Origin of the sequence: Sporomusa malonica (genome assembly GCF_900176355.1) — a bacterium.
Taxonomy (GTDB): Bacteria; Bacillota; Negativicutes; order Sporomusales; family Sporomusaceae; genus Sporomusa; species Sporomusa malonica.
On record NZ_FWXI01000009.1, the window covers coordinates 44,985 to 70,724 of the forward strand.

A 25,740-nucleotide genomic window follows, 5' to 3' on the forward strand; every position below is an offset into this window, starting at 1 on the left:
CTACCCGCTAAAGCCGGCTGGTATAACTCATCAGGAAAATAAAGTAGACTTAGCTTCAGATGGGGTTTTAACCCCACCTGAAGGTTAGTCGCCCTTATCCAGGGACTTAGCCGCTCTTAACTCCCACTTGTAGAAGAGGGAGTCTTAGAGCGGGTTAGTCATCGGATAAACAAGAGATTGCTTCACTATTGTTTGCAATGACAGTTGGTTTACTTTCCATCATTTGCGAGCAATAGCGTAGCAATCTCTTTTATATCAGTATTAATGTATGGCCTTTTTCTTAAATCTGCCACCCAGTACGTCATGGACTTCATGAATAGTGACAAACGCACCCTCATCTTTTTCATAAATTATGGCCTTGAGCTTTGCAATTTCCAGGCGGGTTATGACCGAATACAATACCTTCTTGGGTTCACCGGTAAAACCGCCAGCACCGTGGAGCACAGTAACGCCCCGCCCTAGACGGGCCATGAGCGCTTCGGCGATTTCATCCGGGTTATCTGAAACAATCATAACCCCTTTTGATTCGTCCAAGCCTTCAATTGTGACGTCAATGATTTTGAAAGCAACAAAGTAGGCTACCAGTGAATACATGGCCTTTTCCCAGCCAAAAACCAGCCCGGCTGCACTTAAGATAAACAGGTTAAAAAACATGATAATCTCACCGACAGAAAAGCCAGTGCGCTTATCTAAGAGGATGGCCATAATCTCTGTACCGTCAAGTGAACCGCCGTTTCTAATAATCAAACCTACACCAATACCTAAAATTATGCCGCCAAATATAGCTGCCAAAAATAGGTCATTCGTCAACTCTGGCACAGGATGAAATACATATAACCAGCACGCTAGTGAGATAATGGAAAACAATGTTGACAGGGCAAACGTTTTGCCGATATGGTTATAGCCGACATAGAGAAACGGTAGGTTCAGTAATACCAAGAAAAAACTTATATCAATACCTGTAAGATGGCTTGACATAATAGCAATTCCAACAATACCACCATCTATAATCTGGTTAGGTACAAGAAAAATTTCAAGCCCTACCGCTGCAAGGATAGATCCTACGAATAAAATTATATATTTCTTCACATTAGCCAATACAGGATTTCTTGTATGTGGCATTATTATCTCCTCCTTAGATTCGACCCATGCCAATTATTTTTTACAGTATGCTATTTTCCATACAATGTTGCTAATTGTTTCTTTACATCAGCATTCTCGAGATATTCATCATAGCTCATGCGGCGATCAATTATGCCATTTGGCGTAATCTCAATAATCCGGTTAGCCACTGTCTGAATAAACTGATGGTCATGGGACACAAACAAAAGCGTACCCTCATAATTGATCAGTCCGTTATTCAGCGAGGTAATTGACTCTAGGTCCAGGTGATTTGTCGGCTCATCCAATAAAAGGACATTAGCGCCACTTAACATCATTCGGGACAGCATGCAGCGGACTTTTTCGCCACCGGATAGGACATTGGCCTCTTTTAAACTCTCTTCGCCGGAAAATAACATTCTTCCCAGAAAACCTCGAATAAAGGATTCTTCCTGATCCCGGGAAAATTGACGCAGCCAATCAACAAGGTTAAGTTCTACGCCGTCAAAATACTCAGAGTTATCTTTAGGAAAGTAAGCTTGGCTTGTGGTTACACCCCACTTGAAGGAGCCGCTATCAGGCTCAGTTTCCCCAATCAAAATTTTAAAGAGCGCTGTTTTGGCCGCTCCTTCAGGGCCGACAAAGGCAATTTTATCGCCCTTGGTTACGGTAAAACTAATATCACTCAGGATCTGGTCGTCCTCGATTTTTTTACTAATATTCTCCACCGTCAGCAGTTGTGCCCCGGCTTCGCGATCAGGCTTAAAAGCAATATATGGATACTTGCGGGAGGAAGGTCTAATGTCATCAATAGTAATTTTTTCAAGCAGTTTTTTACGAGAGGTGGCCTGTTTAGACTTAGAGGCATTGGCACTAAACCGCTGGATAAAGCTCTGCAGGTCTTTGATCTTCTCTTCTTTTTTCTTATTGGCCTCTTTAGCAAGTTGCAACGCAAGCTGGCTTGATTCCAACCAAAAATCGTAGTTACCAACATACAGTTGGATATTCTGAAAGTCGATATCTGCAATATGAGTACATACCTGATTTAAGAAATGCCTGTCATGGGACACAACAATAACTGTATTGGGGAAATCTGCCAGGAAATCCTCCAACCAGGTAATAGAGTCAATATCTAAATGGTTCGTCGGCTCATCTAAGAGCAGGATATCAGGATTTCCGAAAAGAGCTTGGGCTAAAAGCACCCTTACTTTCTCATTACTGCTGATTTCTCCCATCTTTAGCTGATGGAGTTCTTCCTTAATTCCCAAGCCATTTAAGAGTTTGGCTGCTTCGGTTTCTGCATCCCAGCCGTTTAATTCAGCAAAATCACACTCAAGCTCTGATACCCGTATACCGTCTGCATCAGAAAAATCCGGTTTAGCATACAGGGCATCCTTCTCTTCCATAATGGCATATAAACGGGCATGACCCATAATAACTGTTTTTAACACTTCAAATTCATCAAATTCATAGTGATTTTGTTTAAGTACTGCCAGTCGCTCACCCGGGGTAATAACAACCTCTCCTGAACTCGGTTCAACTTCGCCAGACAAAACCTTTATAAAAGTTGATTTGCCGGTACCATTGGCCCCAATAAGTCCATAACAGTTGCCTGGAGTAAATTTTATATTGACATCTTTAAAGAGAATACGTTTGCCAAATTGTAATGTTAAATTACTTGTACTAATCATTGTTTATACCTATCTTTCCTAAATATTTCTTACAAAAAATAATTGTAACATATTTTCGATCAAAAATAAAGCTTACCAACCGGTAAGCTTGTTAAAACAGTAGCAGACTAACAGCCATAACCAGCATACCCACTACCAGTCCAAACATTTCACTGTGACCTGTTCCTGATTCGCGCGCCATCGGTAATAATTCATCAAGTGAGATGTACACCATAATACCGGCAACCGCGGCAAAAGCAATCCCAAATACCATTTCATTTAAAAATGATTTTAAAATTACATAGCCAACTATACCGCCGATCGGTTCGGCTAAGCCTGATAACAGTGCATATCCGACCGCTTGAACGGTATTGCCTGTGGCATAATAAATCGGCAGCGCCACAGACATGCCTTCCGGGATATTATGAATGGCAATAGCCGCTGCCAATGATACACCAAGTGCCGGGTTTTCAAGTGCGCCCACAAAAGTGGCCAAACCCTCGGGGAAGTTATGAAGCGCAATGGCAAACGCTGTAAACATCCCCATCCGGTTTAGCTTCTCTACTGAAGCCTGGCGACTGGCCTGGTCAGCGTTAACATCCACCTCATGGTAACTCATATTCTCAGGCACTAATTTATCCAGTAACACCGATACCAACATGCCGGCAAAAAAACTACCGATTGTTATCCACTTGCCCATTGGATCACCCATATGGCCAACAAGAGAAATCTCAGCCTGGCGAAAAAGCTCGACAAAAGATACATAAATCATAACGCCAGCAGAAAAACCTAGACCGATGGACAAAAGTTTCGTATTATTACGTTTTACGAGAAAAGCTAACAATCCCCCCACGCCTGTAGATAGGCCAGCCAGGAGTGTTAATGAAAATGCGATAAATACATTGTCACTCATTTATTAATCCTCAATATCTATATGCATTCCAGAATTCGTCTGTTCACTGTGCCGGAGCTGTTCGTCCAGGCGGTACGAAAGGCTGGAAAAAGAGTCATTATGGGTGGCAATTGTACCAGCGACACAAATTTTAGCAGTAAGTTCGGGCCAGCTAGCACTAATGCTCATTTGCTCAAGCTGTTGTTTAAGTTTACTGGCAAACGGTAGAATGAACCCTTTTCGAGTATTGTGGATAGTTACAAAGAAAGCAGCACTCTGCCAACGGCTAACCATATTGGGTGGCAAAACTTCGCCGGACAGGACTTCGGCTAACAATCTAAGCGTTTGATCACCCAACATTGTGCCAAAGTTATTATTAATTTCTTTAAGATTAGCGACCTGAAAAATCAATGCCCCAAACGGCACCATGCTACGGCGAAGGCTTTCCAGTAAAGTTGTCAACTTTAACTCCGTATACTGACGGCTGTAGAGATCAGTAATCGTATCTCTGAACGCTAAGTTTGATAATGCTTGGATTTTTTCCAGACTGGAGGTATCAGCTATGGTATTAAATATCTCAACAACAGCTACTACCTTTCCTGCATCGCTTCTCACAGGAATAGCCTTAACTTTTATCTCCATCTGATTTCCAGATTTATGCTGAAGTTCTATCTGGGCTTCATAACCTTCATTGTTGGCAGTGGCCAGCTTTAGTGGACAAGCCTGTTCACACAGTCTACTGGCAACGTCACCGCTGTGCCTCAACAAATGATAACATGGCTTCCCCTGCATTTCAGCTGCTGAATAGCCGGTAATTAGCCTGGCTGCGTCATTCCAATACAAGGTATTCTGATGGGTATCTACGAGACGGATACCATCAGCCACATTGGTCAGTAAGGCCTCAAGTATGGAAGAGCTCGCTAGGTGCTTAATCGCAGACATGGACCAGCCTCCTGATTTTTAAGGATAATTTCGTAATACCCTTTATGAATTCTAGAGGCAAAAGCAAAATCCCTTTTTCTACAATATTTCTATATTGATGTAAAAAAAGCACTATTTGTTTCTTAATACAAATAGTGCTTTTTAACTACCGGTGCTTGCTAAAGAAGCTTAAGGCAACGTCAGGGAACACAGCATAGGACAATACATCCTCAGTTGAAGCGTTAGGATAACCTTTTTCAGCCAATTCCTGACGCAGTGAGTCCATTTGTGGCGCAATGTCGTCAGCCGGACGATGGGTAATAACTGGCTCATTACCGACAACCATCTCTCTGAATTCAGGGTCGATGGGGGCAGGAGTACGACCATATTTACCACGTACAAGGTCTTTAATCTCCCGGGGAATTATTTTGTAACGCCCTAACATAACATTGAAGGCAGCCATCGAACCAGTAATCTGGCTGGTCGGGGTAACAAGCGGCGGATAGCCAAGTTCAGCCCGTACCCGTGGCATTTCTTCTAACAGCTCAGGGTATTTGTCAGCCATCCCTTGCTCCTTCATTTGATTCAGTAGGTTGGACAGCATGCCACCCGGAATTTGGAAGGAGAGTACCTTGGTATCAATGTCAATGGCTGTATTAAGATTAAAATCTCCGGCTAGTTGTTTCTTGACAGCACGGAAATGGTCAGCAATCGGATACAGCTCTTCTTTCTTGATACCAGTATCGCGCGGCGTGCCTTCAAGAGTGGCAATAATTGCCTCAGTTGCCGGCTGCGAAGTTCCGAGTGCAAACGGCGACAGCGCACAGTCAACAATATCAACACCAGCTTCAATCGCCTTGAGGTAAGTCATGGAAGCCATGCCACTGGTGTAGTGGGTGTGCAACTGTATTGGAATACTAATTTCAGCTTTAAGTGCCTTGACCAGGTCATATGCGGCATATGGCGCCAGAAGACCAGACATATCCTTAATACAGATAGAATCAGCACCAAGCTCAACCAAATCTTTAGCCACTTTGAGGAAACTTTCCTGATTATGGTAGGGGCTGATAGTATAAACAAATGCACCCTGGACATGCGCCCCAGCTGCTTTAGACGCCTTCATAGCCACTTCAAGATTACGCACATCATTTAAAGCATCAAAAATCCTGATGTTGCTTACACCGTTGTCAACAGCCCTGTTGACAAATTCGCGCACAACATCGTCAGCATAATGATTGTAGCCAAGAACATTCTGACCACGCAACAGCATCTGAATTGGAGTCTTTTTAAGATATTTTTTCAGTGTACGGAGGCGTTCCCATGGGTCCTCATCCAAAAACCGCAGACAGCTGTCGAAAGTAGCGCCGCCCCAAGCTTCAAGAGCGTGGAACCCTACCCCGTCAAGCTGCTCCAACATAGGAATCATGTCGGTAATCCGCATACGAGTAGCGGCAAGTGACTGATGGCCGTCTCGGAGTACTGTCTCCATAATTTTTACAGGTTTATTATTAGTCATCAATGTAAGCTCCTTCCCAAGTCAATTTATTTTATTGTTATTTTCAACCAAGTATAGGAAATATGTGGCTGCTAATAAATCGGCAACACCACCGGGGCTAATATTATGTTTAATAAAAGTATGATCAAGTGCAATAATTTGCGCTTTGCCAGTATCCGAGAGCATTCCCCCATTTTCCATGACCGACTTGGCGTGGTTTTGCACGTCAAGCAGAATCTCCATACCATGGCGGTTTAGAATGGTGGTATCTTGAACAACCGTCATCAAACTCATCAGTGTGTGTACCAAAGCATCATTGAGAGAAAGATCCTGACCTAGTGCCGCCTTCAATGCCGGCAGACCATACACTCTTATGCTGGGGATACCTGCTTCAACTTCGCCTCTGATGCCGGTAATACCATATTTTACATATAGTTTTTCTCCTGCAGTCAGTTTGACTGGTGCTTGTGCTGACAGGAGCGGCGTAAGTTCTCGCGCTACAATGCCGCTCGTCATGGCTGCTGCCGTATCAAGAATGTGATCAGCGGTGGCAGTCGACGATCGCTGCGTATATGCGGCTGCTGCTGCAAGAATACCAAGTAAAAATAGCAGGCCTTTTTGCGTGTTAACCCCGCCGGTGGCCGCCAACATCTGCTGTTCACCGTCTTTGCCGATATAACGAAGCACTGCCAGTAAATCCTGCGGCAGCCCCTCATGACTATACCCAGCAGCGGCACAGCGGAACATGCTGCCGGCAAGAGCGCTGCTGCTCATAAGAAAAGTGAAAAAATCCATGTCTTGGTGGGCACCGGCATTATCGCGGTCTACCAGCCCTGGGGCTGGCGTACATGCCGCTTCCATCAGCATGGCCTCAACTGCCCATGAACCAATGTTCCAAACAGGTCCAGGCCACAGAATGGTACTCGCAGCGGTAAATTCTTGCTGACGAGCAGCAACATTCCGGGCAATTTCTTCACTGCTATGTTTGCCTAACCGCCGGCACAATACCGCAGGTTGACTACACAAAAAACAGGTTCGCTCAGAACGCCCCAAGCTGGTGCGAGAGAGCTGCCGTCCGGCAGCATCAAATACATCAATATCAAACAGCCGAGCATGAAAGCTTGACTCTTCAATTAATATACACGCCTGCTTTAGCTTATCCGGTTCACCGGCGACAGCAACCACGGCCGCAGGGCCGGTTGAGGGATAAATAAATCGTTCCTCAACAATGGAAAAGTTATTGTCCCGGGATATGGCTCTGAAGCTTTCGACTGCTGTCTGTAACAGCTTTTGTATACCCGGGCTGTCTTTGGCAGGGCCAGGGATATTAGTAGTAAAGCTAACTACAGGCAGCTCATAGTTATTTCTAAGTTCAGCTTGAAGGGAAGCCAGCCGTTCTTTAGCAGCCAAAACGGCTTCTAAGGTTATTTGTTTCAATTACCCTGCTCCCTCCATAATTCTTTATCCATTCTACCATACTTTTCCCAAAATGGAAATTGGCTATGCCAATTCTATAATGGTTTACGTACAACGTCAATAATAGTACCATCCCGATATTCAATAACAGCCACAACTTCGTCACTCACAGCAATGGTCTCAGGTTTGCCAGCCATATCATAGGCTAACTTCTGCAGGTCATGGATGCTCATAACCGGCAATCCAGTACCTTTCAGATTATCAATAAGATCAGTACGTCGCGGGTTAACAGCTATGCCGCGTTCGGTGACAATAACGTCAACTGTTTCCCCAGGCGTCACAATGGTATTCACTTTATCCAGTACCATCGGCAGTCGGCCGCGCAGCAGCGGGGCAACGACAATGGCCAGGTTAGCACCTGCTGCCGTGTCTGAGTGACCGCCTGATGCGCCCATAATAATACCATTAGAATCGGTAATAACATTAACATTAAAGTCAACATCTACTTCGGTCGCGCTCAAAATGACGACATCAAGGTTATTGACAACTGGTCCGCCATTATGCGGATTGGCGTAGTAGGAAGCTGACATCTCCAGGTGATTAGGATTGTTTTTCAAAGATTCTATTGAAGGGATATCAAAATCCTGAACATCAAATATAGTTTTGATCAACCCTTGTTCCAGCATATCAACAAACGGTGCAGTAATGCCGCCAACACCAAAGCTGGCAGTAATGCCTTGGGCGATCATTTTTTCCTTTATAAACTTAGCCGCTGCCAGTGAAGCGCCGCCGCTGCCTAGTTGTAATGACCAACCGTCTTTAAAATAACCTGAGTTCTCAATAACGCCGGTGGCATACTCGGCAATCAGGAGTTCACGCGGGTCACGGCTTATCCTGAGTGCGCCGGAAGCAATGCCCTTAGGATCGCCAATGCTGTCAAGCACAACAATGAAATCAACTTGGGTTTGGGGGATACTAATAGGGTACACTGGATGGGGCACAAGATTGTCGGTAATGGCCACCACTTTATCGGCATAGGCGGCGTCCACCATGGCATACCCCATTGAGCCGCAAGCCGAACGGCCATTAATCCCATTCATGTTACCGTAACGGTCACAACAGGGAGCACCGATAAAAGTCACATCAATCTTAAGATCGCCAGCTTCGATAGCGCGGGCCCGTCCACCATGAGACCGGATTATCGTCGGTTTAGCTAGCTGCCCGGAAGTCATAAGCTTACCTAGTTTTGCACGCCCGCCGCTTGTCTCAATTGCGGTAATTACGCCTTGCTCAATGAAGGGAATGATTGCTTCATTAATATCGTTAAGTGAGCTTGGCGCAAGCGTCAAACCTTTGATCCCCTTCTTGGCAATGGCTTCAATCACCTGATTTAATACATAATCACCATTGCGAAAATGGTGGTGAAAAGAAATTGTCATGCCGTCTTTTAACCCAGTGGCCTCGATGACATGGTCAATTGATTTAATAAGTTTCTCTGATTTAGGCATGTTGACACGAAGTTTAGGCCCAGTCATCTGGCCTGTGGGAATCGTGGCAAACGGGCCGGCATAAGGACGAACTTGCGCTAGCCCAGCTATTTGATCCGGAATCATTCTTCCAGCTGTATTTATCATGATTTAAACCTCCCTGTTACTTTTTCACCGACTTGGCGTAGGCCAATACTCTCTCAGCCCGAAGCACCATGGGTGTATCAATCATCTTGCCATCAAGGTTGATTACCCCGGAATTGCGCTCAATCGCTGCTTTGTAGGCAGCAATAACCCGCTCTGCATGAGCAATCTCTTTTTCAGTGGGTGCAAAAATCTGATGGACAATGCGAACTTGGCGCGGATTAATAACCGATTTGCCATCAAAACCAAGCTGCTTGATCAGGTTGACTTCATTAACAAATGTCTCTTCATCATTGATGTCTGAAAACACAGTGTCAATCGCATCAATACCAGCAGCGCGGGCTGCCAATAACAGTTGTGATCTGGCAACAAACAGCTCCTTGCCATCTTTGCTGCGCGTAGTTTTAAGGTCCGCAATAAAATCCTCGCCGCCAATGGCAAGGGCTACCATCCGTGGGCTGGCAGTCGCAATCTCGTAGGCACTACGCAGTCCTTTGGCGGTCTCAATTGCAGCCATCATACTAATCGATCCTGGCGCAAAACCATAACGTTCTTCAGCTTGGCTGATAATGGCGTCAACCTCTTCGATGTCGCTGGGCGATTCAGCTTTTGGCAGACGGATTAAATCTGGTTTAGCAGCAAGCACCACTTTTAAATCATCCACACCATAAGGTGTCTGAATATGATTAATGCGGATGGCCACTTCACACGGATAGTTAAAAGTTTTAATGGCATTATGCACAAGATGTCTGGCTGCATCTTTTTCACTGATGGCAACAGCATCTTCAAGGTCAAAGATTACCGTGTCAGCGCCGTAAATACCAGCGTTTTGCAGCATGGCCGGGTTATTACCTGGCATAAACATCATAGCGCGGCGTAATTTCTTCTCCATAGTGTCTCCCTCCTAGCTAAGCGCCCGGCTGATTGCTGTTGTTACCCGTGCTTCAATGGCAAAGTTCAATGCGCCTTTATCATTGGCATGTACGACAGCATCCTCAATACCGTGGCTTCTAAGTGTATTGATAATTACGGTCTTAATTTGCTCTCCATATTGCTGCATGGTAGGACTAACCAGTTCAACCTTTATTCCAGCCCCAGTCTCAGCTGGTGCCACCATTATCAAGATATCAGTGGATTCTACGCTGCCGGCTTGCGCCGCTTTCAGCAGTTTAGTCATAATAAATCCTCCCCCCATTATTGACAATCAACTATCGCATATTATAACTAATATTCTGACAGAACAACAATACATATACACGATTGAAAGCCATAACATATTTGTATATCAGGACTAACAAGTTCTCATGCTAAACAGGAGACTGGGACGCTAACGGCGTACATAGTAAGTATCGCTAATTGCAGGAGGATTACTTATGGAAGACCGAGACTGGCTCATATTACAGGTTCTTTATGAGCAGAAAAATATTACTAAAACCGCCCAAGCACTATTCATATCACAACCAGCATTGACAGCACGACTACGGAATATTGAAGAAGAATTCGGCATTAAGATTGTCTATCGTACCAGCAAAGGTGTACATTTCACCCCACAAGGCGAGTATTTGGCTAAATCATCCGCCGATATGCTCTTTACCCTACGTAAAATCAAAGAACATGTAACAGATATGAACAGCAGCGTAGCCGGAACACTACGGTTAGGTGCCTCCAGCTATTTTACTATGTACATGCTGCCCAAGCTGTTAAAAGGCTTTAAACAGGAATATCCCCATGTTGAGTTTAAATTGACGACAACATGGAGTCGCGACATCTTTAACCTAGTACATAATCAGGACATTCATATTGGGTTTGTCAGCTCAGACTATGGCTGGCAGAGTCAGCGACATTTATTGTTTGAAGAGCCTATCTGTATTGCCTCAGCCAGCGAAATAAACCTAAAAAATTTACCCAAGTTACCGCGAATTAACTATCAAACTGATTCGTTAATTAAAGCCCAGATTGATAAATGGTGGCGGGAAAACTTTTCTGAACCACCCTCCATCAGCATGGAGGTAGATAAGCTCTCCACCTGCAAAGAAATGGTGGTGAATGGTTTGGGCTATGGCATTATGCCCTCGATGATTGTAAATAATATTGAGAATCTGCACAAAATCATCATCACCGATAAAGAGGGCAACCCCATACTGCGCCGAACATGGATGTTGTATCACGAAGATTTACTGGAGATGAACATTGTCAGCGCGTTTGTTCATTTTGTTAAAAATATGGACTTTCCTAAGCTCTTTCTATCTTGAAAAATAGCATATTTTCATTCTTTGCTGGTGCTATTATAACGGCATAACTGTCTATCGAGTAACAAAGTGGCTATGCCTATGCGAACTCCTTCGCAGGGACGTAGCCACTTTCTTTGATAAAAACTATTAATACATAAATAACTTTGATAACCAGCCATAAGGAGTTTGAATTTTACTTATAGACTACTGTACTCTATACTCAAATTCGTACACGACGCAAATTGTCGTAATTTTTAGTCAGAAAGGGGACTCTTTACAATGCTCGCATTAATAGGATTTTTAATGGTTATCGTCTTTATGTACCTAATCATGTCCAAGCGGCTTTCAGCAATGACTGCCCTGACACTGGTTCCGCTCGTATTTGCTATTGCCCTTGGTTTTGGCCCCAAACTTGGCGTAATGTCGCTTGATGGTATCAAAAAGGTAGCCCCTACTGGAATCATGATTTTGTTTGCCATACTGTATTTCGGTGTAATGATTGACGCTGGCCTGTTTGATCCGCTTATCAACCGGATTTTAAAAGCCGTTAAGGGTGACCCGATGAAGGTTGTTGTCGGTACAGCTGTTTTAGCTGGTATTGTTTCACTTGATGGCGATGGCTCAACAACCTATATGATTACCTGCTCAGCAATGCTGGCTGTTCACCGCCGCATTGGCATTCATCCAATGGTTTTGCCTGCTATGGCCATCATGCAGAACGGTGTTATGAACATCCTGCCTTGGGGCGGTCCTACCGGCCGGGTTATGAGTGCCTTAAGCCTTGAGGCATCTGATGTTTTTGTTCCCTTGATTCCTGCCATGATTGCCGGTACCATCTGGGTGCTCTTCGTAGCTTACCGTATTGGTTTAAAAGAACGTGCACGTCTCGGAACACTGCATATGAATAATGGAATGTCCGAAGCAGCTACTAATGCGGTTGACGCTGAAGCTGAAAAACTCAAGCGGCCCCACCTGTTCTGGGTTAACCTTGGAATAACTGTTATACTCATGGCTGCTTTAGTAAAAGAAATTCTGCCTCTAAACGTCCTGTTTATGATTGGCACATCGCTTGCCTTAATTATCAATTACCCCAAAATTAAAGACCAGCAGGCTCGTATCGCAAACCATGCTGCCAATGCGCTACCGGTTATTGCCATGGTTTTCGCAGCTGGTATTTTTATGGGTATCATGTCTGGCACCAAGATGGTTGACGCCATGGCTGCCTCCCTTATATCGGTCATTCCTCCGTCCATGGGTCCGCACCTGGCGCTTATTACCGCCTTGGCTAGTTTACCGTTTACCTTCTTCCTGACTAACGACGCCTTTTACTTCGGTGTTGTGCCAATTCTGGTTAAAACTGCGGCAACCTATGGTATTACCCCTGCTGAGATTGCCCGCGCTTCCTTGATTGGACAAGGCGCCCATCTTCTAAGCCCGCTTGTTGCTTCAACCTATCTCCTGGTTGGCCTCAATGGTGTTGAATTCGGCGATTTCCAAAAGTACACTCTGCTCTGGGCCATTGGTACTTCATTAGTTATGTTGGTCTTGTCGCTAGCTATCGGGATCATTCCTTTCTAAAACGCCGATTTCTTTTGTTATACGGTTTAAAAATACGACAGAACCTGCTTCCTGAGGTTCTGTCGTATTTTCACTTTCAGAGATAAAGTGGTAATATATACTCATTACGTTATAAAAGGTGAATCATGTACACACAATCGTTCTTACTATTCGTGCTTGCTATTCTAGGCGGCTACTTATTCAGTATTGTCCATATCCCTTTGCCTTGGACGTTAGGACCGTTGGTTATGGGAGTTATTTGGAAAACAGGTACAAACAAGCCAGTTTACTGGCCGAAAAAGATTCGTAATATTGGCATGGTTATTCTCGGCTTTATGATGGGTAGTCCATTTACCCCAGCCGTCGCTCACCAGGTACTGTATCAATTACCAGCAATGCTGACAATCACACTAGTCCTCATTAGCCTGTGTCTTGCCACAGGCTATATCGTTGGCCGTTACACTGGTGTTGGCTTAGCCAACAGCATCATTGGCAGCATACCTGGCGGCCTATCCCAAATGTCTATTATCTGTGAAGAAACCAAAGGCACTGATGTATCAGTAGTAACCCTCATGCAAACAGTCCGCGTGATTACTGTTGTATTCACTGTACCGCTGCTGGCACTACACGGCATTGCTGACAAAGTTTCCCCTGCCAGTCGGCTACTATCAACCATGAGTTTTAGCGAACTTCCAATGCTGATTCTGTTCGCAGTGGCTATCCTGTCACTAATCAAATTAGCTAAGCGTTTACATATATCCAATGTATATGTAATTTCCCCTGTTTTGGGTACGGCGCTCCTTGTCCTATCCGGCTTCGAGGCTCCTGCTTTGCCTAACTCGGTGATTGCCTTAGCCCAGATTTTTGTAGGCATCCGGATGGGGATAGATGTTGATTTTGGCAGTCTTAGTAATTGGAAAACTATCGCACTGTCAAGTTTGCTCAGTGTATCGGCGGTCATCGGAATTTTGTTTGGAATCGCCTTTATCTTTTCCCAACTCTACTCAATGTCGTTGGTAACAGCTTTTATTAGTATGTCTCCTGGCGGGATGTCCGAGATGGGCCTCACAGCCATAACAGCCAATGCTGACTTGCCTACTGTGGTGTCCTATCAATTATTCCGGCTGCTATTTGTCCTCGTTGTCTGCGTACCAGCTGTCAGGTGGTGGCTACGCAAAAACTGCTCCTAGGTTTAACCCCGCTTATGCTCAATGTCACGTAACCGTTCAAAAAACCTTTCGACTTTTCCTACTTCTCCGGTTGCTTCATATTCATAAAGCCAACCGCCAATTTCACTGCGGCTCTCGACAAACCGAAGATCAATCAAACATTCTTCTCCCAATACATTAGCCCGTCTCGGTTCAAGCGGAGTGATAACAGGTTCAGTAATTTTAACAAATTTGCGCAATTTATTGACCTCACTTAAAAATTAAACTAATCTTTGGTTCTATTATAGCAAGAATAACTACTGCCAGTCATCTTTAAACTATTATCTTGACTTTTTTTCACTTTCATATTACATTGATGGTGTCGAGCCCTCTTGTTTAAGAGGACAAAATATGACAAGGTGAGTGATTAAATTAATGTCAGAAAGAATGAGCCTGCAAGATGTTCTACGGGAGCATGGCATCCCACTCGCAACCCTCAATGTTACAGCATCACAGCAAGATTGCTCAGCTCTCCGTGAACGTCTCATTGCTATCAGAGACCTCAGCCAAGCTAAAGAACAAGGCTATCTAGAGGTAGCCTGCACATTTTATATCGATGTCCATGATATTGACCGGTATTTATCCGGAGAATTGCCAACTCTATCTGAAATATACACTTTCCCGGAAGATGTTAAGACATATAAGGAGGAATAACTACTAACATGAAAAAATTATTATTGCTGACTTTTGTATGCATGTTTGCATTTAATACTGTGAGTTTTGCTGCCGTAAGTGGTTCCAAATCCAAAATCTCGTCTCCTTCTGCGAAACCCCCAACAACCCAGACAGCACCTGGTTCTAGCAACTATAAGCCCTCGGCTCCAGCTCAAAGCTACAGTGACAAAGCACCTGCGGCAGCTGCTAAACCTAATTCCCAGCCAATACAGCAGCAAAATAGTGGTGGTTTTTTGCGTAGCGCCGGTCTTTTCGGCGGCGGCATGCTCTTAGGCAGTATGCTTGGCGGTATGTTTGGTTTTGGCAACTCTGGTATGTTTGCCAACATTATGGGCATGTTATTCAACGTTATGTTGCTAGCTGGCGTATTTATGGCCGGACGCTTTTTGTGGGATAAATTCAAAAACCGAGATAAAAAACAACAACGGTAAATTGTTAAACGGGATGCAGGCTGCATCCCGTTTTTTCTTTTATACTCTCAATCGTCTAGTTTGCGCTCTATCGCCTCTACCACTGTCTGAATCACCTTTTTCCTGGCATATTCTTTTGAATTGGCTTCCACCAAAGTCCATGGTGCATAGGTAGTACTTGTGCGGAAAAACATCTCGTCAACTGCCTTCTCATATAATTCCCATTTTTCCCGGTTGCGCCAATCCTCGCCAGTTATTTTCCACTGCTTGCCTGGGTTCGCCATTCGCTCTTCAAAACGGCGTTTTTGTTCCTCTTTATCAATATGCAGCCAAAATTTTATGAGCACTGCACCGAAGTTTGCCCATTGTTCTTCCATTTCATTGATTTCTTTATAGGCTTGCCGCCAATGGCTTTCCCGGCAAAAGCCTTCGACCCGCTCAACCAGCACCCGGCCATACCAGCTGCGGTCAAATATTGCAATATGTCCGGCTTTGGGAACATTACGCCAAAAGCGCCACAGATAGTGATGCGCTTTTTCTTCCTCTGTCGGCGCGCTGATAGGAATAACGGTATAGCCGCGCGGGTCCATATGTTGGGTGAGCCGGCGAATGGCCCCGCCTTTGCCAGCTGCATCCCAGCCTTCAAACGCAATGATTACCGGTATGCGTTTGTTATAGATAATATGTTCTAGTTCTCTTACTCTGCTCTGGTAGAGTTTCATGGAGCTTTCATATTCAGCATCCTTGATATTTTTTGTCAAATCAACTCCGGCAAGAATTGATGAAGTAAAAATCTTGGACAAACCCGAACCAGCCAGTGGCTTATCGACAGATATAGTGTTCTTTGCTTCTAGTTCAGCCTGTGCAACGGCAATCCGCTTCTCCATGGCTTCGATAACAGTAGCAATGATTTTTAAGGCGGCGTACCGCCGATCATGGGCTTCAATTATTGTCCAGGCAGCACATTCGGCATCTGTCTGCTGCAGCATATCTTCTATGGCGAGAAGATATTTGTTATATTGACGATGGTGTTCCCAGTCAGCCTCTGTTACCCGCCAGGCAGTAGCCGGATCCTGTTCCAGTTTCTCCAGCCGCTTGCGTTGTTCTTTTTCACTAATATGCAGAAAAAATTTGATGATTAGTGTCCCATCATCTGACAACTGTCTTTCAAAAGAAAGACTGTTATGAAATACTTTCTGTATTTCCTGGGGGCTGGCACTCTTGTCCACTCTGTCATTTAGGATCTTGGTATACCAACTTCTGTCCAGTATTACCATCCGTCCACACCGAGGAGTTTTGTTCCAGAACCGCCAGAAGTAAGGCCGCATAACGGCTTCTTCATTGGGTTCTCCGATGGAGTAGACGTTAAAACCGCGCGGATCGAGCGTAAGAATAAGTTCGTTAATCAAGGTTCCTTTACCAGCTGCATCCCAGCCTTCAAAGAGAATTAAGACCGGAATCCCCAAATCCCGGGCCTGGCGTTGCAGCTCTCCCAGCCGTTCGCTTAGCCTGTCAATCATCTCTTTGTATTCGGCCTTACTAATCTTCTTTTTTAAGTCTACCTTTTCCAACATAATGGCTGCCCCCTTCGTTATATCTCGGAGTATTTTGTCTCATTGATCATCTTTTGTAATTACCATTATTTTAACAAAATTACGACTTTTATTATAGTTTTTAAGTTAGATAATTCTCCAGTCTTTATCACCTTATATAAAAAACATTCGGATTGCCGCTAGCGCATTCCGAATGTTTTGCTTTCACCTTCTGTTTCTTCTTACCTTTAGGATTGGGATTGAGAGGTACACACCGGTTACTGTAAGGATTATCAACCCAATTGCCGAGAAATCAACAATCCACTTCAATTCAAACCCACCAACCTTGCCCTGATGCAGTCCCTTGGCAAACCCAAAAGCATTGAACTCATTTGAGGCTGGTTTAAATGGTGGCTCCACCCCTCTTGTAGTAGGAGCTGTACCCTGCTCAATATTTGACTGGGGACTTGCTTGCGGCATTTGTGGTTTCCCTTGTTGGCCAACAATCCAGGGTTCTGCTAGTATTAGGCCTGTAACTGCTTCGATAAGTAGGACAATTGCTAAGATAAGGCCTATCCACATATGCATTTTTCGTGCTGCCTGATAGATTATAACCACCTCCTAATTTTACTATTATCATTTTGATTCACATTTATTCTCCACGAAACAACGCTCCTTTTATTTCTATTCCTATCATTTTACCCAAAAATTATTAGATTTTCCTTTGAAAACAAATGATTTTCCAAGATTATTCAGTTACAATCATACATAGCAATTATAAACACACAACATTTATTTATGGTAAATTGTCCAAAGGAGCCCTATTTATGAGACTACTCTTAGTTGAAGATGAATACCGCCTCTCAGAAGCATTATCCCATATCCTCAAAAAACATGGATACGCAGTTGATTCTGCCTTTGATGGAGAAACAGGTTTGGATATGGCAGCCACAGGCGTCTACGACATCCTCATCTTAGACCGCATGCTACCTGTACGAGATGGTATTTCTGTTTTAAAAGAATTCCGTGTTCTGGGCTTTGAGACCCCAGTGATCTTTTTAACAGCCAAAGATTCTACCAAAGACCGAGTAGAAGGTTTAGATTCTGGTGCTGACGATTATCTAGTTAAGCCCTTTTCGTCAGAAGAGTTGCTAGCCCGCCTCCGTGCCTTATCCCGCCGGCAAACTAAACATTTAACTAACGATAAGCTGGAGGCTGCAGGCTGGATGTTAGACCCCCTGCGCTGTGAAGTAACTAAAGATAACGAGATTGTTAAACTAACAGCAAAAGAAGCACTTTTGCTTGAATTATTAATGCGTAACTACGGACTGGTTGTCAGCAAAGAGCGCATCTGGGAAAAAGTTTGGGGCTTCCAGACTAATATTGAAATAGCCAATGTTGATCTTTACATTCATTATTTGCGCCGAAAACTTAACACGTCCTATATTAAAACCGTTAGAGGTATCGGCTATTACTTAAAGGAGGAAAGCCATGTTTCGTAAACTGCGCCTCCAACTGACGCTGGTAAATATGTGCATAATGGCTCTCTTATTCCTGCTTTTAACAGCAGGCAGTTACCTTTTCGTACAAGAAAGGCTAACTACGGGAGCATTCTACTTTTTAACAAGACTGTCTAGTGACTTAATAAATGGTAAGTTTAGCGATTTACCGCCTTTCCCCAGTCACGAGCCCAGCCCAGGGCCAGGAGGACCAGGGCCAGGACCTGGTTTTGGTCCCACTCCTGGACATTTTGCTTTTTTTGTACGAGTCAACAGTTATGGCCAAATAGTCGCTCATTCATCAAATCAGCCCTTTTCGTCAGAACCGCTCACTGCCTTAACGAAGCAGGCATTGGCTTTGAATGGTGAGCAAAGCACTATTCAGTTTGAACAAATTGACTACGTCTTTTTAAAAGCCCCTATTCCTGGACAAACAGAACTTTATCTTCTTTTTCAAGATTTTTCCCGCGAAAAAAATGCCATGCATATTGTTATTACTGCTTTAATTCTAATAGGACTTATATGCATTTTTCTCTCGTATTTTGGTAGTCTGTACATGGCTAACAAAGCCATGGTTCCCATCCAACAGGCTTGGCAGCAGCAAAAAGACTTTCTTGCCGATGCGTCTCATGAGCTTAGAACACCACTGGCTGTCATCCAGACTAATTTGGAGATTGTCCGTTCATCTCCACAGGATACTATCAGGGAACACGAACGCTGGCTTGACAATATTTATACCGAAACTTTGTGCATGACTAAACTAGTGGATTCACTTTTGTTTCTTGCTCGCGCCGACTCACATCAACAGTTTTTACAAAAAGATTGCTTTGATCTCGGCCAGGCGGTCCAGCTTGCTGGCGAGCTCTTTCGCCCATTAGCAGAACGTAAGAACATCAAGTTGCTCATTCAAACAGAGAATCTAGTATATCTTGGTGATGAGAGCAAGTTATGTCAGGTAGTCAGTATTTTAACCGACAACGCCATCCGCCACACCTTTGCAGGTGGTTCGGTAACTATCTCATTAAGCCGTAATAAAAATTCCGGGATACTTACAGTGCACGATACTGGAGAAGGCATTGGTACAGAACATCTGGATAAGATTTTTAACCGCTTCTATCAAGCTGACCCGTCACGTACTGACGACGGCTCAGGCTTAGGCCTATCAATTGCGAAATTGATTGTCGAGAGTCACGGCGGTACGGTTTCGGTGAGCAGTTCTCCTGGGGCGGGGGCAACTTTTACCGTTCACTTACCCATACCCGAAAGCGCTATAGAAACCTTTCGCTAGCTGTATGCTATATAACCCTAAAGATATTAAAGGCGGCGCTGCTTTAATGAGCAGCACCGCCTTCGTCTTTTCTTAGGCTATATCTGATATTTTGCTAGGCTCCTGTTTTTTTGTTCCTTGTCGAAGTCTACGTAGCTTCTGAGTAAGCTTCACGACAACAACATAAAGGACAGGAATCATGAATATCCCCATTGTTGTCGCCATGACCATACCACCGACTACCGCTGTCCCCATGGCATTACGGGCACCAGCACCAGCACCAGTGGCAACGACGAGCGGCACGCAACCGATAATAAAGGCCAGCGAGGTCATGATAATGGCTCTGAGCCGCAGCTTGGCAGCCTCAACGGCTGCATGAACTGGGTCCATACCTCGCTCTACCCTGACCTTGGCAAATTCTACGATCAGAATGGCATTCTTGGCTGCCAGACCAATGAGCATAACCAAACCGATTTGCATATACACACTATTTTCTAGATTGCGGGCATATTGGAACAGAAAAGCACCAAACACACCGGTAGGCACGCAGAGTAGTACGGCGAATGGAACACTCCAGCTTTCATATAACGCAGCCAAACACAAAAATACAAACAGCAAGGCAAGACCAAACACCATAGGCGCTTTGCCGCCTGATACTTTTTCTTCCCGGCTCTGATCAATCCATTCGTAGCCAAAACCAGTAGGAAGTGTTTGGGCAGCCACCTCTTCTAAAGCAGTCAACGCCTGACCTGAGCTATAGCCAGGGGCTGGACTGCCATTTATTTGAATAGCCCGTGCTCCGTTAAACCGTTTTATTGTTGGTGGCCCATTAACCGGTTCAGGCTTGACCAGAGTATTGAGCGGCACCATAGTTCCGCTTGAACTACGCAAGAAAAAGAAACGGGTCGCATCAACATCATTACGAAACTGCGGTTCTGCCTGCATAACGACTTTATAGGTACGACCGAATTGATTAAAGTCATTAACCTGCATTCCACCGAGAAAAGTCTGCAATGCATTGAACACATCATTTACAGGAATCCCTAGTTTCTCAGCTTTCTCCCGATCCACATCAAAGCGGTACCCTGGGGTGTCGCTCCGGAAGGTAGTATAAATCATGCCAATCTCAGGACGCTTACGAGCAGCGCCGATAAATTGCTTAGCTACGCCATCCATCTCTTCAATTGACTTACCACCCTTATCTTGCAGCATCATGGTAAAGCCGCCGACCATACCAAGTCCAGGCAAAGAAGGAGGATTAAGCGAAATTACTGTTGCCTCAGGTAGATGACTACTGTTTCTCATAACATTCATGATTTGAGCACCTACCTGCAGCGCAGGGGTTTCCCGTTCTGACCACGGCGTTAACCCAGTAAATACGACTGCCGCGTTAGGTTTGTTGCCGCCTCCGCCCAGGAGGTCAAAGCCAGTTACGACAAAGGTATTTGCTACACCCGGCTGGCTTCGAATCTCGTCTGCCAATTTATTGGCCACAGCACGGGTACGATTCATGCTGGCTGCTTCAGGCAGATTAATTGCAGTGATATAGTAGCCCTGATCTTCAGCAGGCACAAAGGACGATGGTACAACCCGGTACAGAGCACCGGCCAGAATAATGACAACAGCTAAAAGCGCCACAGCTAAAGGGGCTTTCCTAATGAGTTTACCAACCCTGCCGCCATATCCTTCCACGGTTTTTTCAAACCAGATATTGAACTTATCAAAGAATCTGCCAAGCCAGCCGCCATGAGCATCAGGATCATAAGGCTTAAGCAGTAAACGGCAGAGCGCCGGAGTGAGTGACAGAGCCACAATGGCTGAAAGGCCAACCGACACAGCGACAGTCAAAGCAAATTGCTTATACAGAACCCCCATTGTTCCGCCGAAAAAGGCTACAGGCAGGAACACGGAAGCCAAAACAAAGGCAATGGCAATAACTGGGCCTGATACCTCGCTCATAGCTTTTTTGGTAGCGTCCAGTGGGCTGAGACGCCCATATCGCATATGGTGCTCTACTGCCTCAATAACAACGATAGCATCGTCAACGACCAGACCAATGGCCAATACCATGGCAAAGAGTGTTAGGGTATTGATCGAGAACCCCAAAATTAAAAATGCACCAAATGTCCCGATAAGCGATACCGGAATAGCCAGCATAGGGATAAGGGTCGCACGCCAGCTCTGCAAGAATATAAATACAACCAAGGTAACCAGAGCCAAGGCCTCCGCAAAGGTTTTAGCCACCTCGCTCATTGACTCTCGCACAAAACGTGTATTATCAACAATGGTTCGATACTCTAAATCAGGTGGAAAGCGTTTAGATGCGTCTTCAATTACTTTTTGGGCTGCTGTAATTGTCTCCAAAGCATTGGCGTCACTACTTAGCTGAATGGCAAAACCTACTGCCTGATGACCATTCATATCTGTGCTAAATGAGTAATCCCTACTGCCAAGTTCAACCTTGGCCACATCTTTTAGGCGGACAAACGAACCATCAGAATGAGCGCGAATAATGATTTTTTCAAATTCTTCCGGCTCTACCAAACGACCTTTTACTCTGGCAGAATACTGAAATTCCTGTTCACTTGTTGAGGGTTGCTGGCCGATTGTTCCGGCTGGAGCCTGAATGTTTTGCTTACTAATAGCGCTAGAAATATCAGTGGTCGTAATCCCTAGCTGCGCCATTTTATCAGGTTGCAACCAAATTCGCATACCGTAATCGGAACCAAATTCCCGAATGCTACCTATGCCCTTGACGCGCTTTAATTCTTCGACAAGATAGATACTGCCATAATTTTTTAGAAAAGCGTTGTCATAGGTTCCCTTAGGCGACCATAATGCAAAAATCAGAGCCATATCCTGGGCTGACTTAAGGGTCGTCACTCCTGACTCTTGTACTTCCTGGGGTAATGACGGGTTAGCCTGAGCCACCCTATTTTGAGATTGCACAGATGCCAGGTCAGCATCTTTACCTAACTCAAACTGAATATTTAATGAATATGCACCCGAATCTGAGCTAGTCGACTGCATGGATACCATGTTTTCCACACCGTTGATCTGCTGTTCAATAACTTGGGCGATAGACTGCTCAACAACATCGGCATTGGCCCCGCGGTAATTAGTGCTTACACTAATTTGTGGCGGTGTAATTTGCGGATATTGAGCAATCGGCAGGTTAAAGGCCGAGATTAAGCCGCCCACTGTAATTAGGATCGATAGTACGATCGCAAAAATAGGCCTATCAATAAAAAACTTAGCCACCGGAACACCTCCTATTGCTTAGCTTGCGTTTGTAAATCATTAAGTCCGATCATTACTACTTTTAAGGACGTTCCTGGCTGAAGTTTAAGTGAGCCCTCAACGACAATACGGTCATTGGCGTTGAGCCCTTCTTCTACCATCCACAGGCTGCCAATTCTGACTCCTAGTTTAACTGGCCGTGTTTCAGCTTTATCGCCTTCTGCCACTACAGTAACAAAGGTCTTATCCAAGAGCTGCTGCACAGCCCTCTGAGGAATTAAGAGTGCCCCCTTACGCATCTCACCTTGGGCAACTATCCGGGCAAACATACCAGGAACAAGAAGCTTATTCGGGTTATTAAAAGTCGCCTTCAATGTAAGCGTACCTGTATTTTGCGCCAATCCTCTATCAACTTGCTCTACCTCACCTGACAGCGGGTACTCAGAGCCATCGCTTAGGGTGAGCTTAAGGTTCTTTCCCCAATCGGCAGGGGTGGCCCCCAGCTTGCTGAATTTTAGGTATTCGGTTTCACTCATGTTAAATTGAACAAATACGGGATCAACCGAAGAGATTGTAGCTAGTACTGTTGATCCAGACTGAACAAAACCACCAACGCTCAACTCATTGACATCAATCCGACCACTAAACGGCGCTACTATGAGCGTATCTGCAAGGTCATCCTCGGCTTGCTTCACTCTGGCGCGATTGACATCCACAGCAGCAGCATTTTGCTGTTCAACGGCCAATTGGGTATCTAGATTCTGCTGGGCGATAGCCTGTTGACTTGCAAGTGTTCTATACCTGTTGCTGTCTAGGCGCGAATTGCTTAGGACAGCCTCTGATTGTGCGAGCTGCGCCTTTGCTGTCAAGAGCACCGACTCATACTGGCGCCGGTCAATCTGAAATAAGGGCTGCCCCTCCGTAACCGTAGCACCGCCTGCGACCATTTTGGCAACAATATTACCGGCTACTCGTGCTCTGATCTGAACCTCATTTTTTGCCTGGACTTGCCCGACAAATTCATGAGTAACCGGGGTATCTTTCTGGATAACTTGCATTGCTTTAACTTCTACCGTTTGCGGCCCCTGCTGCATAGCTGGCTTATTGCCACAGCCAGCTGCCAATACTGCCAGAGCTGCAGCAATTATAACAAAGTAACTTATTCTCCTCATTTGATTACTCCTTTTAAATAAATTTCCAGTGATTGAGCTACATAAAATTCCGCCAAATCCTCTCTGTCAGGTAACATCCCCTGACAAAGATGTTTGGAGATAAACGATAGATTTAATATCCGGATTAGCGAAATGGCCGCAAAATCCGGGTCAATATCTGACCGGAATTGCCCCGCGGCTATTGCCTCTCTAATACAATCTCGTAAAAATTGCTGCAGACCGGAGGCTGCTTTTTTCACAACAGTATCAAAGCATTTTGTTGGCTTTATGACTTCGCTATAAAGTAGCCGATCAATATAAGGATTGGCTTTATGTACGATAACCATGGTATCGGCAAGCCGCCTAATCTTCATTACCGGCGAAATCTCTTCCCTGCGAATGATCTCAATGGCATCCCCTAGAACGGCCAATTGGCTTTCCAATACAAAAGCATATAGGTTTTCTTTGCCGCCAAAATAATAAGAGATTAGAGCAACGTTTACGCCAGCCGCTTCAGCCAGTTCTTTTACCGAAACAGCGTCAATCCCCTTAGTGGCAAATAAAGGAATCGACGCTTCGATAATTTTATTTACCGTAGGTTTTTCTGTGGCTACTTTTACTTTCAATCTATCCCCCCTGTAATCTAAATAGCCATAATTAAATCCGCATTTTAAATGCTCATTTAATTATATTGCATAGCAGCTTTATTTGTCTACCACAAAAATCCAAAAAAAATGCTCTGTAACCATTCAGTTATTGAGAGCATTGGCCAAATATTCATCTCACTAAATTATAAACCTGCTCAACAACTGCCTCTGGCTTAATACTATTCATGCACTCGTTTGTCCCATACCGGCATTTGGTCTTATGACAAAACCCGCAATCACGTTTAGTAACCACTATAGCATGCTGTTTTCCCGGAGGCGCATAGGTCTCAGGATTAGTCGGACCAAATAGGGTAACTGTTGGGGTTGCCAAGGCAGCGGCCATATAGAGCGGCCCTGTGTCCCCTGCAACTACAACCGCGGCCTTGCTAAGAATACCAGCCATCTCCAAAAGACTGGTTTGCCCTATAGCATTGTTCACTGATACGCCTGCCTTTGCCTCTATCTCGCACCCCATCGGCAATTCAGCCTTTCCACCGCACAGAATGATCTTAAAGTCTTTGGCTAACAGCTCTGCCGTTCTGGCAAAAAGCTCAGGCGGCCAATTCTTGGCCGGCCACGTTGTTCCTGGAACTAAAACTGCTATTTTATCTGGCGGGGTAATAATGCCTTGTGCCTTGATATAGTTCTCAGCAAACTGTTCAGCCTCTGCCGGGATGACAAGCGTCATGTGCTGATCAGCCGGCGTAATGCCAAGAGGCTTTAATACACTAAGATACCGCTGAGTAATATGCGGCCCAAGTGGTTTGGCCGTCTGGCTCATAAACAGCGGATTTAACTCCCTGGCCTCACTCATGCCGATACGCTGCCCGGTTCTTACTTGGCGAGTAATCATCCCAGTAAGGAAGAGTCCATGAATATCTAGTGCCGCATAAAACTCTCTTGCTGCTAAATCATTTTGTAAACTGCGCCACAAGGCTAAGGCTTGCTTAAATTCATAGGCTCGCAAATGTTTGTCAAAGCGTTCGCGCGGCCAGATCATAGTCTCATCAACAGAGGGATTATATTTTATGAGGTCAGCACAAACCTCTCCGACAAGCCAGGTAATTCTACAATCCGGCCAAGCGGCCTTAAGGGCCCCAGCTACAGGTGTACAGTGAATGACATCACCAATAGAACTCAGCCTGATAATTAGTATCTCTTTACTCACGAAACCACCTGCCTTTGGCCTGTTAGGGA

At 44.9% G+C, this 25,740-nt stretch carries 23 protein-coding genes; 7 read left to right on the forward strand and 16 right to left on the reverse strand.

The genetic code is table 11. The features are described from left to right. Positions 1-261 precede the first annotated feature (261 nt). The 9 genes from B9A22_RS11925 to citD all read right to left on the reverse strand — a co-directional run bounded on the left by B9A22_RS11925 (position 262) and on the right by citD (position 10,303). On the reverse strand, positions 262-1,122 hold the full coding sequence (locus B9A22_RS11925) for a YitT family protein (RefSeq protein ID WP_084575953.1): 861 nt from the start codon (positions 1,120-1,122) through the stop codon (positions 262-264). 50 nt (positions 1,123-1,172) lie between these two features. Continuing rightward, positions 1,173-2,792: an ABC-F family ATP-binding cassette domain-containing protein gene (locus B9A22_RS11930; protein ID WP_084575954.1), complete on the reverse strand. Its 1,620-nt coding sequence runs from the start codon at positions 2,790-2,792 to the stop codon at positions 1,173-1,175. A 91-nt stretch (positions 2,793-2,883) separates the two neighbouring features. Beyond that, positions 2,884-3,684, reverse strand: a complete 801-nt coding sequence (gene zupT, locus B9A22_RS11935) for a zinc transporter ZupT (RefSeq protein WP_084575955.1) — start codon at positions 3,682-3,684, stop codon at positions 2,884-2,886. 3 nt (positions 3,685-3,687) lie between these two features. After that, entirely contained in the window at positions 3,688-4,605 is a 918-nt protein-coding gene (locus B9A22_RS11940) for a sensor domain-containing diguanylate cyclase (protein WP_084575956.1), read from the reverse strand. A gap of 145 nt (positions 4,606-4,750) precedes the next feature. Then, positions 4,751-6,100, reverse strand: coding sequence for a pyruvate carboxylase subunit B (locus tag B9A22_RS11945; RefSeq protein ID WP_084575957.1), 1,350 nt, complete (start codon positions 6,098-6,100; stop codon positions 4,751-4,753). Between the two features lie 21 nt (positions 6,101-6,121). Then, entirely contained in the window at positions 6,122-7,516 is a 1,395-nt protein-coding gene (gene citX, locus B9A22_RS11950; RefSeq protein ID WP_084575958.1) for a citrate lyase holo-[acyl-carrier protein] synthase, read from the reverse strand. A 74-nt stretch (positions 7,517-7,590) separates the two neighbouring features. Further along, on the reverse strand, positions 7,591-9,129 hold the full coding sequence (citF, locus tag B9A22_RS11955; protein WP_084575959.1) for a citrate lyase subunit alpha: 1,539 nt from the start codon (positions 9,127-9,129) through the stop codon (positions 7,591-7,593). A gap of 16 nt (positions 9,130-9,145) precedes the next feature. Further along, on the reverse strand, positions 9,146-10,018 hold the full coding sequence (locus B9A22_RS11960) for an aldolase/citrate lyase family protein (protein WP_084575960.1): 873 nt from the start codon (positions 10,016-10,018) through the stop codon (positions 9,146-9,148). Between the two features lie 12 nt (positions 10,019-10,030). After that, a complete protein-coding gene (citD, locus tag B9A22_RS11965) occupies positions 10,031-10,303 on the reverse strand; it encodes a citrate lyase acyl carrier protein (protein ID WP_084575961.1) in 273 nt (90 codons plus the stop codon). Positions 10,304-10,499: 196 nt separating this feature from the next. On the opposite strand from citD, the gene B9A22_RS11970 reads away from it, so the two are divergent. The 3 genes from B9A22_RS11970 to B9A22_RS11980 all read left to right on the forward strand — a co-directional run bounded on the left by B9A22_RS11970 (position 10,500) and on the right by B9A22_RS11980 (position 14,104). After that, complete coding sequence (locus B9A22_RS11970; RefSeq protein WP_084575962.1) at positions 10,500-11,378, forward strand: LysR family transcriptional regulator; 879 nt, start codon at positions 10,500-10,502, stop codon at positions 11,376-11,378. Positions 11,379-11,636: 258 nt separating this feature from the next. Continuing rightward, on the forward strand, positions 11,637-12,935 hold the full coding sequence (locus B9A22_RS11975) for a CitMHS family transporter (protein ID WP_084575963.1): 1,299 nt from the start codon (positions 11,637-11,639) through the stop codon (positions 12,933-12,935). 152 nt (positions 12,936-13,087) lie between these two features. Continuing rightward, a complete protein-coding gene (locus B9A22_RS11980; protein ID WP_245823967.1) occupies positions 13,088-14,104 on the forward strand; it encodes an AbrB family transcriptional regulator in 1,017 nt (338 codons plus the stop codon). Positions 14,105-14,106: 2 nt separating this feature from the next. Here B9A22_RS11980 and B9A22_RS11985 read toward each other — a convergent pair whose 3' ends face one another. Then, positions 14,107-14,322: a hypothetical protein gene (locus tag B9A22_RS11985; protein ID WP_084575965.1), complete on the reverse strand. Its 216-nt coding sequence runs from the start codon at positions 14,320-14,322 to the stop codon at positions 14,107-14,109. Between the two features lie 175 nt (positions 14,323-14,497). On the opposite strand from B9A22_RS11985, the gene B9A22_RS11990 reads away from it, so the two are divergent. Beyond that, positions 14,498-14,776: a hypothetical protein gene (locus B9A22_RS11990; RefSeq protein WP_084575966.1), complete on the forward strand. Its 279-nt coding sequence runs from the start codon at positions 14,498-14,500 to the stop codon at positions 14,774-14,776. Positions 14,777-14,784: 8 nt separating this feature from the next. Beyond that, a complete protein-coding gene (locus tag B9A22_RS11995) occupies positions 14,785-15,228 on the forward strand; it encodes a hypothetical protein (RefSeq protein ID WP_084575967.1) in 444 nt (147 codons plus the stop codon). Positions 15,229-15,275: 47 nt separating this feature from the next. On the opposite strand, the gene pap is transcribed toward B9A22_RS11995, so the two are convergent. Both pap and B9A22_RS12005 read right to left on the reverse strand, forming a co-directional pair. Beyond that, positions 15,276-16,781, reverse strand: coding sequence for a polyphosphate:AMP phosphotransferase (pap, locus tag B9A22_RS12000; protein ID WP_084575968.1), 1,506 nt, complete (start codon positions 16,779-16,781; stop codon positions 15,276-15,278). 183 nt (positions 16,782-16,964) lie between these two features. Continuing rightward, positions 16,965-17,327 carry a PepSY-associated TM helix domain-containing protein gene (locus B9A22_RS12005; protein WP_084575969.1) on the reverse strand — a complete coding sequence of 121 codons (363 nt, stop codon included), beginning with the start codon at positions 17,325-17,327 and terminating at the stop codon, positions 16,965-16,967. A gap of 239 nt (positions 17,328-17,566) precedes the next feature. On the opposite strand from B9A22_RS12005, the gene B9A22_RS12010 reads away from it, so the two are divergent. Next, positions 17,567-18,241, forward strand: coding sequence for a response regulator transcription factor (locus tag B9A22_RS12010; protein ID WP_084575970.1), 675 nt, complete (start codon positions 17,567-17,569; stop codon positions 18,239-18,241). After that, positions 18,231-19,526 (forward strand): sensor histidine kinase, encoded by a 1,296-nt coding sequence (locus B9A22_RS24970; protein ID WP_139796233.1) that lies wholly within the window; start codon positions 18,231-18,233, stop codon positions 19,524-19,526. The genes B9A22_RS12010 and B9A22_RS24970 overlap by 11 nt, the downstream gene beginning before the upstream one ends. 72 nt (positions 19,527-19,598) lie before the next feature. Here the strand turns inward: B9A22_RS24970 and B9A22_RS12020 are convergent, their stop codons facing one another. The 4 genes from B9A22_RS12020 to B9A22_RS12035 form a co-directional block, all read right to left on the reverse strand. Next, positions 19,599-22,766 carry an efflux RND transporter permease subunit gene (locus tag B9A22_RS12020; RefSeq protein WP_084575971.1) on the reverse strand — a complete coding sequence of 1,056 codons (3,168 nt, stop codon included), beginning with the start codon at positions 22,764-22,766 and terminating at the stop codon, positions 19,599-19,601. Positions 22,767-22,777: 11 nt separating this feature from the next. Next, positions 22,778-23,917 carry an efflux RND transporter periplasmic adaptor subunit gene (locus tag B9A22_RS12025; RefSeq protein ID WP_084575972.1) on the reverse strand — a complete coding sequence of 380 codons (1,140 nt, stop codon included), beginning with the start codon at positions 23,915-23,917 and terminating at the stop codon, positions 22,778-22,780. Continuing rightward, positions 23,914-24,522 carry a TetR/AcrR family transcriptional regulator gene (locus B9A22_RS12030; RefSeq protein ID WP_084575973.1) on the reverse strand — a complete coding sequence of 203 codons (609 nt, stop codon included), beginning with the start codon at positions 24,520-24,522 and terminating at the stop codon, positions 23,914-23,916. The genes B9A22_RS12025 and B9A22_RS12030 overlap by 4 nt, the downstream gene beginning before the upstream one ends. Positions 24,523-24,673: 151 nt before the next feature. Then, a complete protein-coding gene (locus B9A22_RS12035; RefSeq protein WP_084575974.1) occupies positions 24,674-25,711 on the reverse strand; it encodes a glycosyltransferase family 9 protein in 1,038 nt (345 codons plus the stop codon). Between the last annotated feature and the right edge of the window lie 29 nt (positions 25,712-25,740).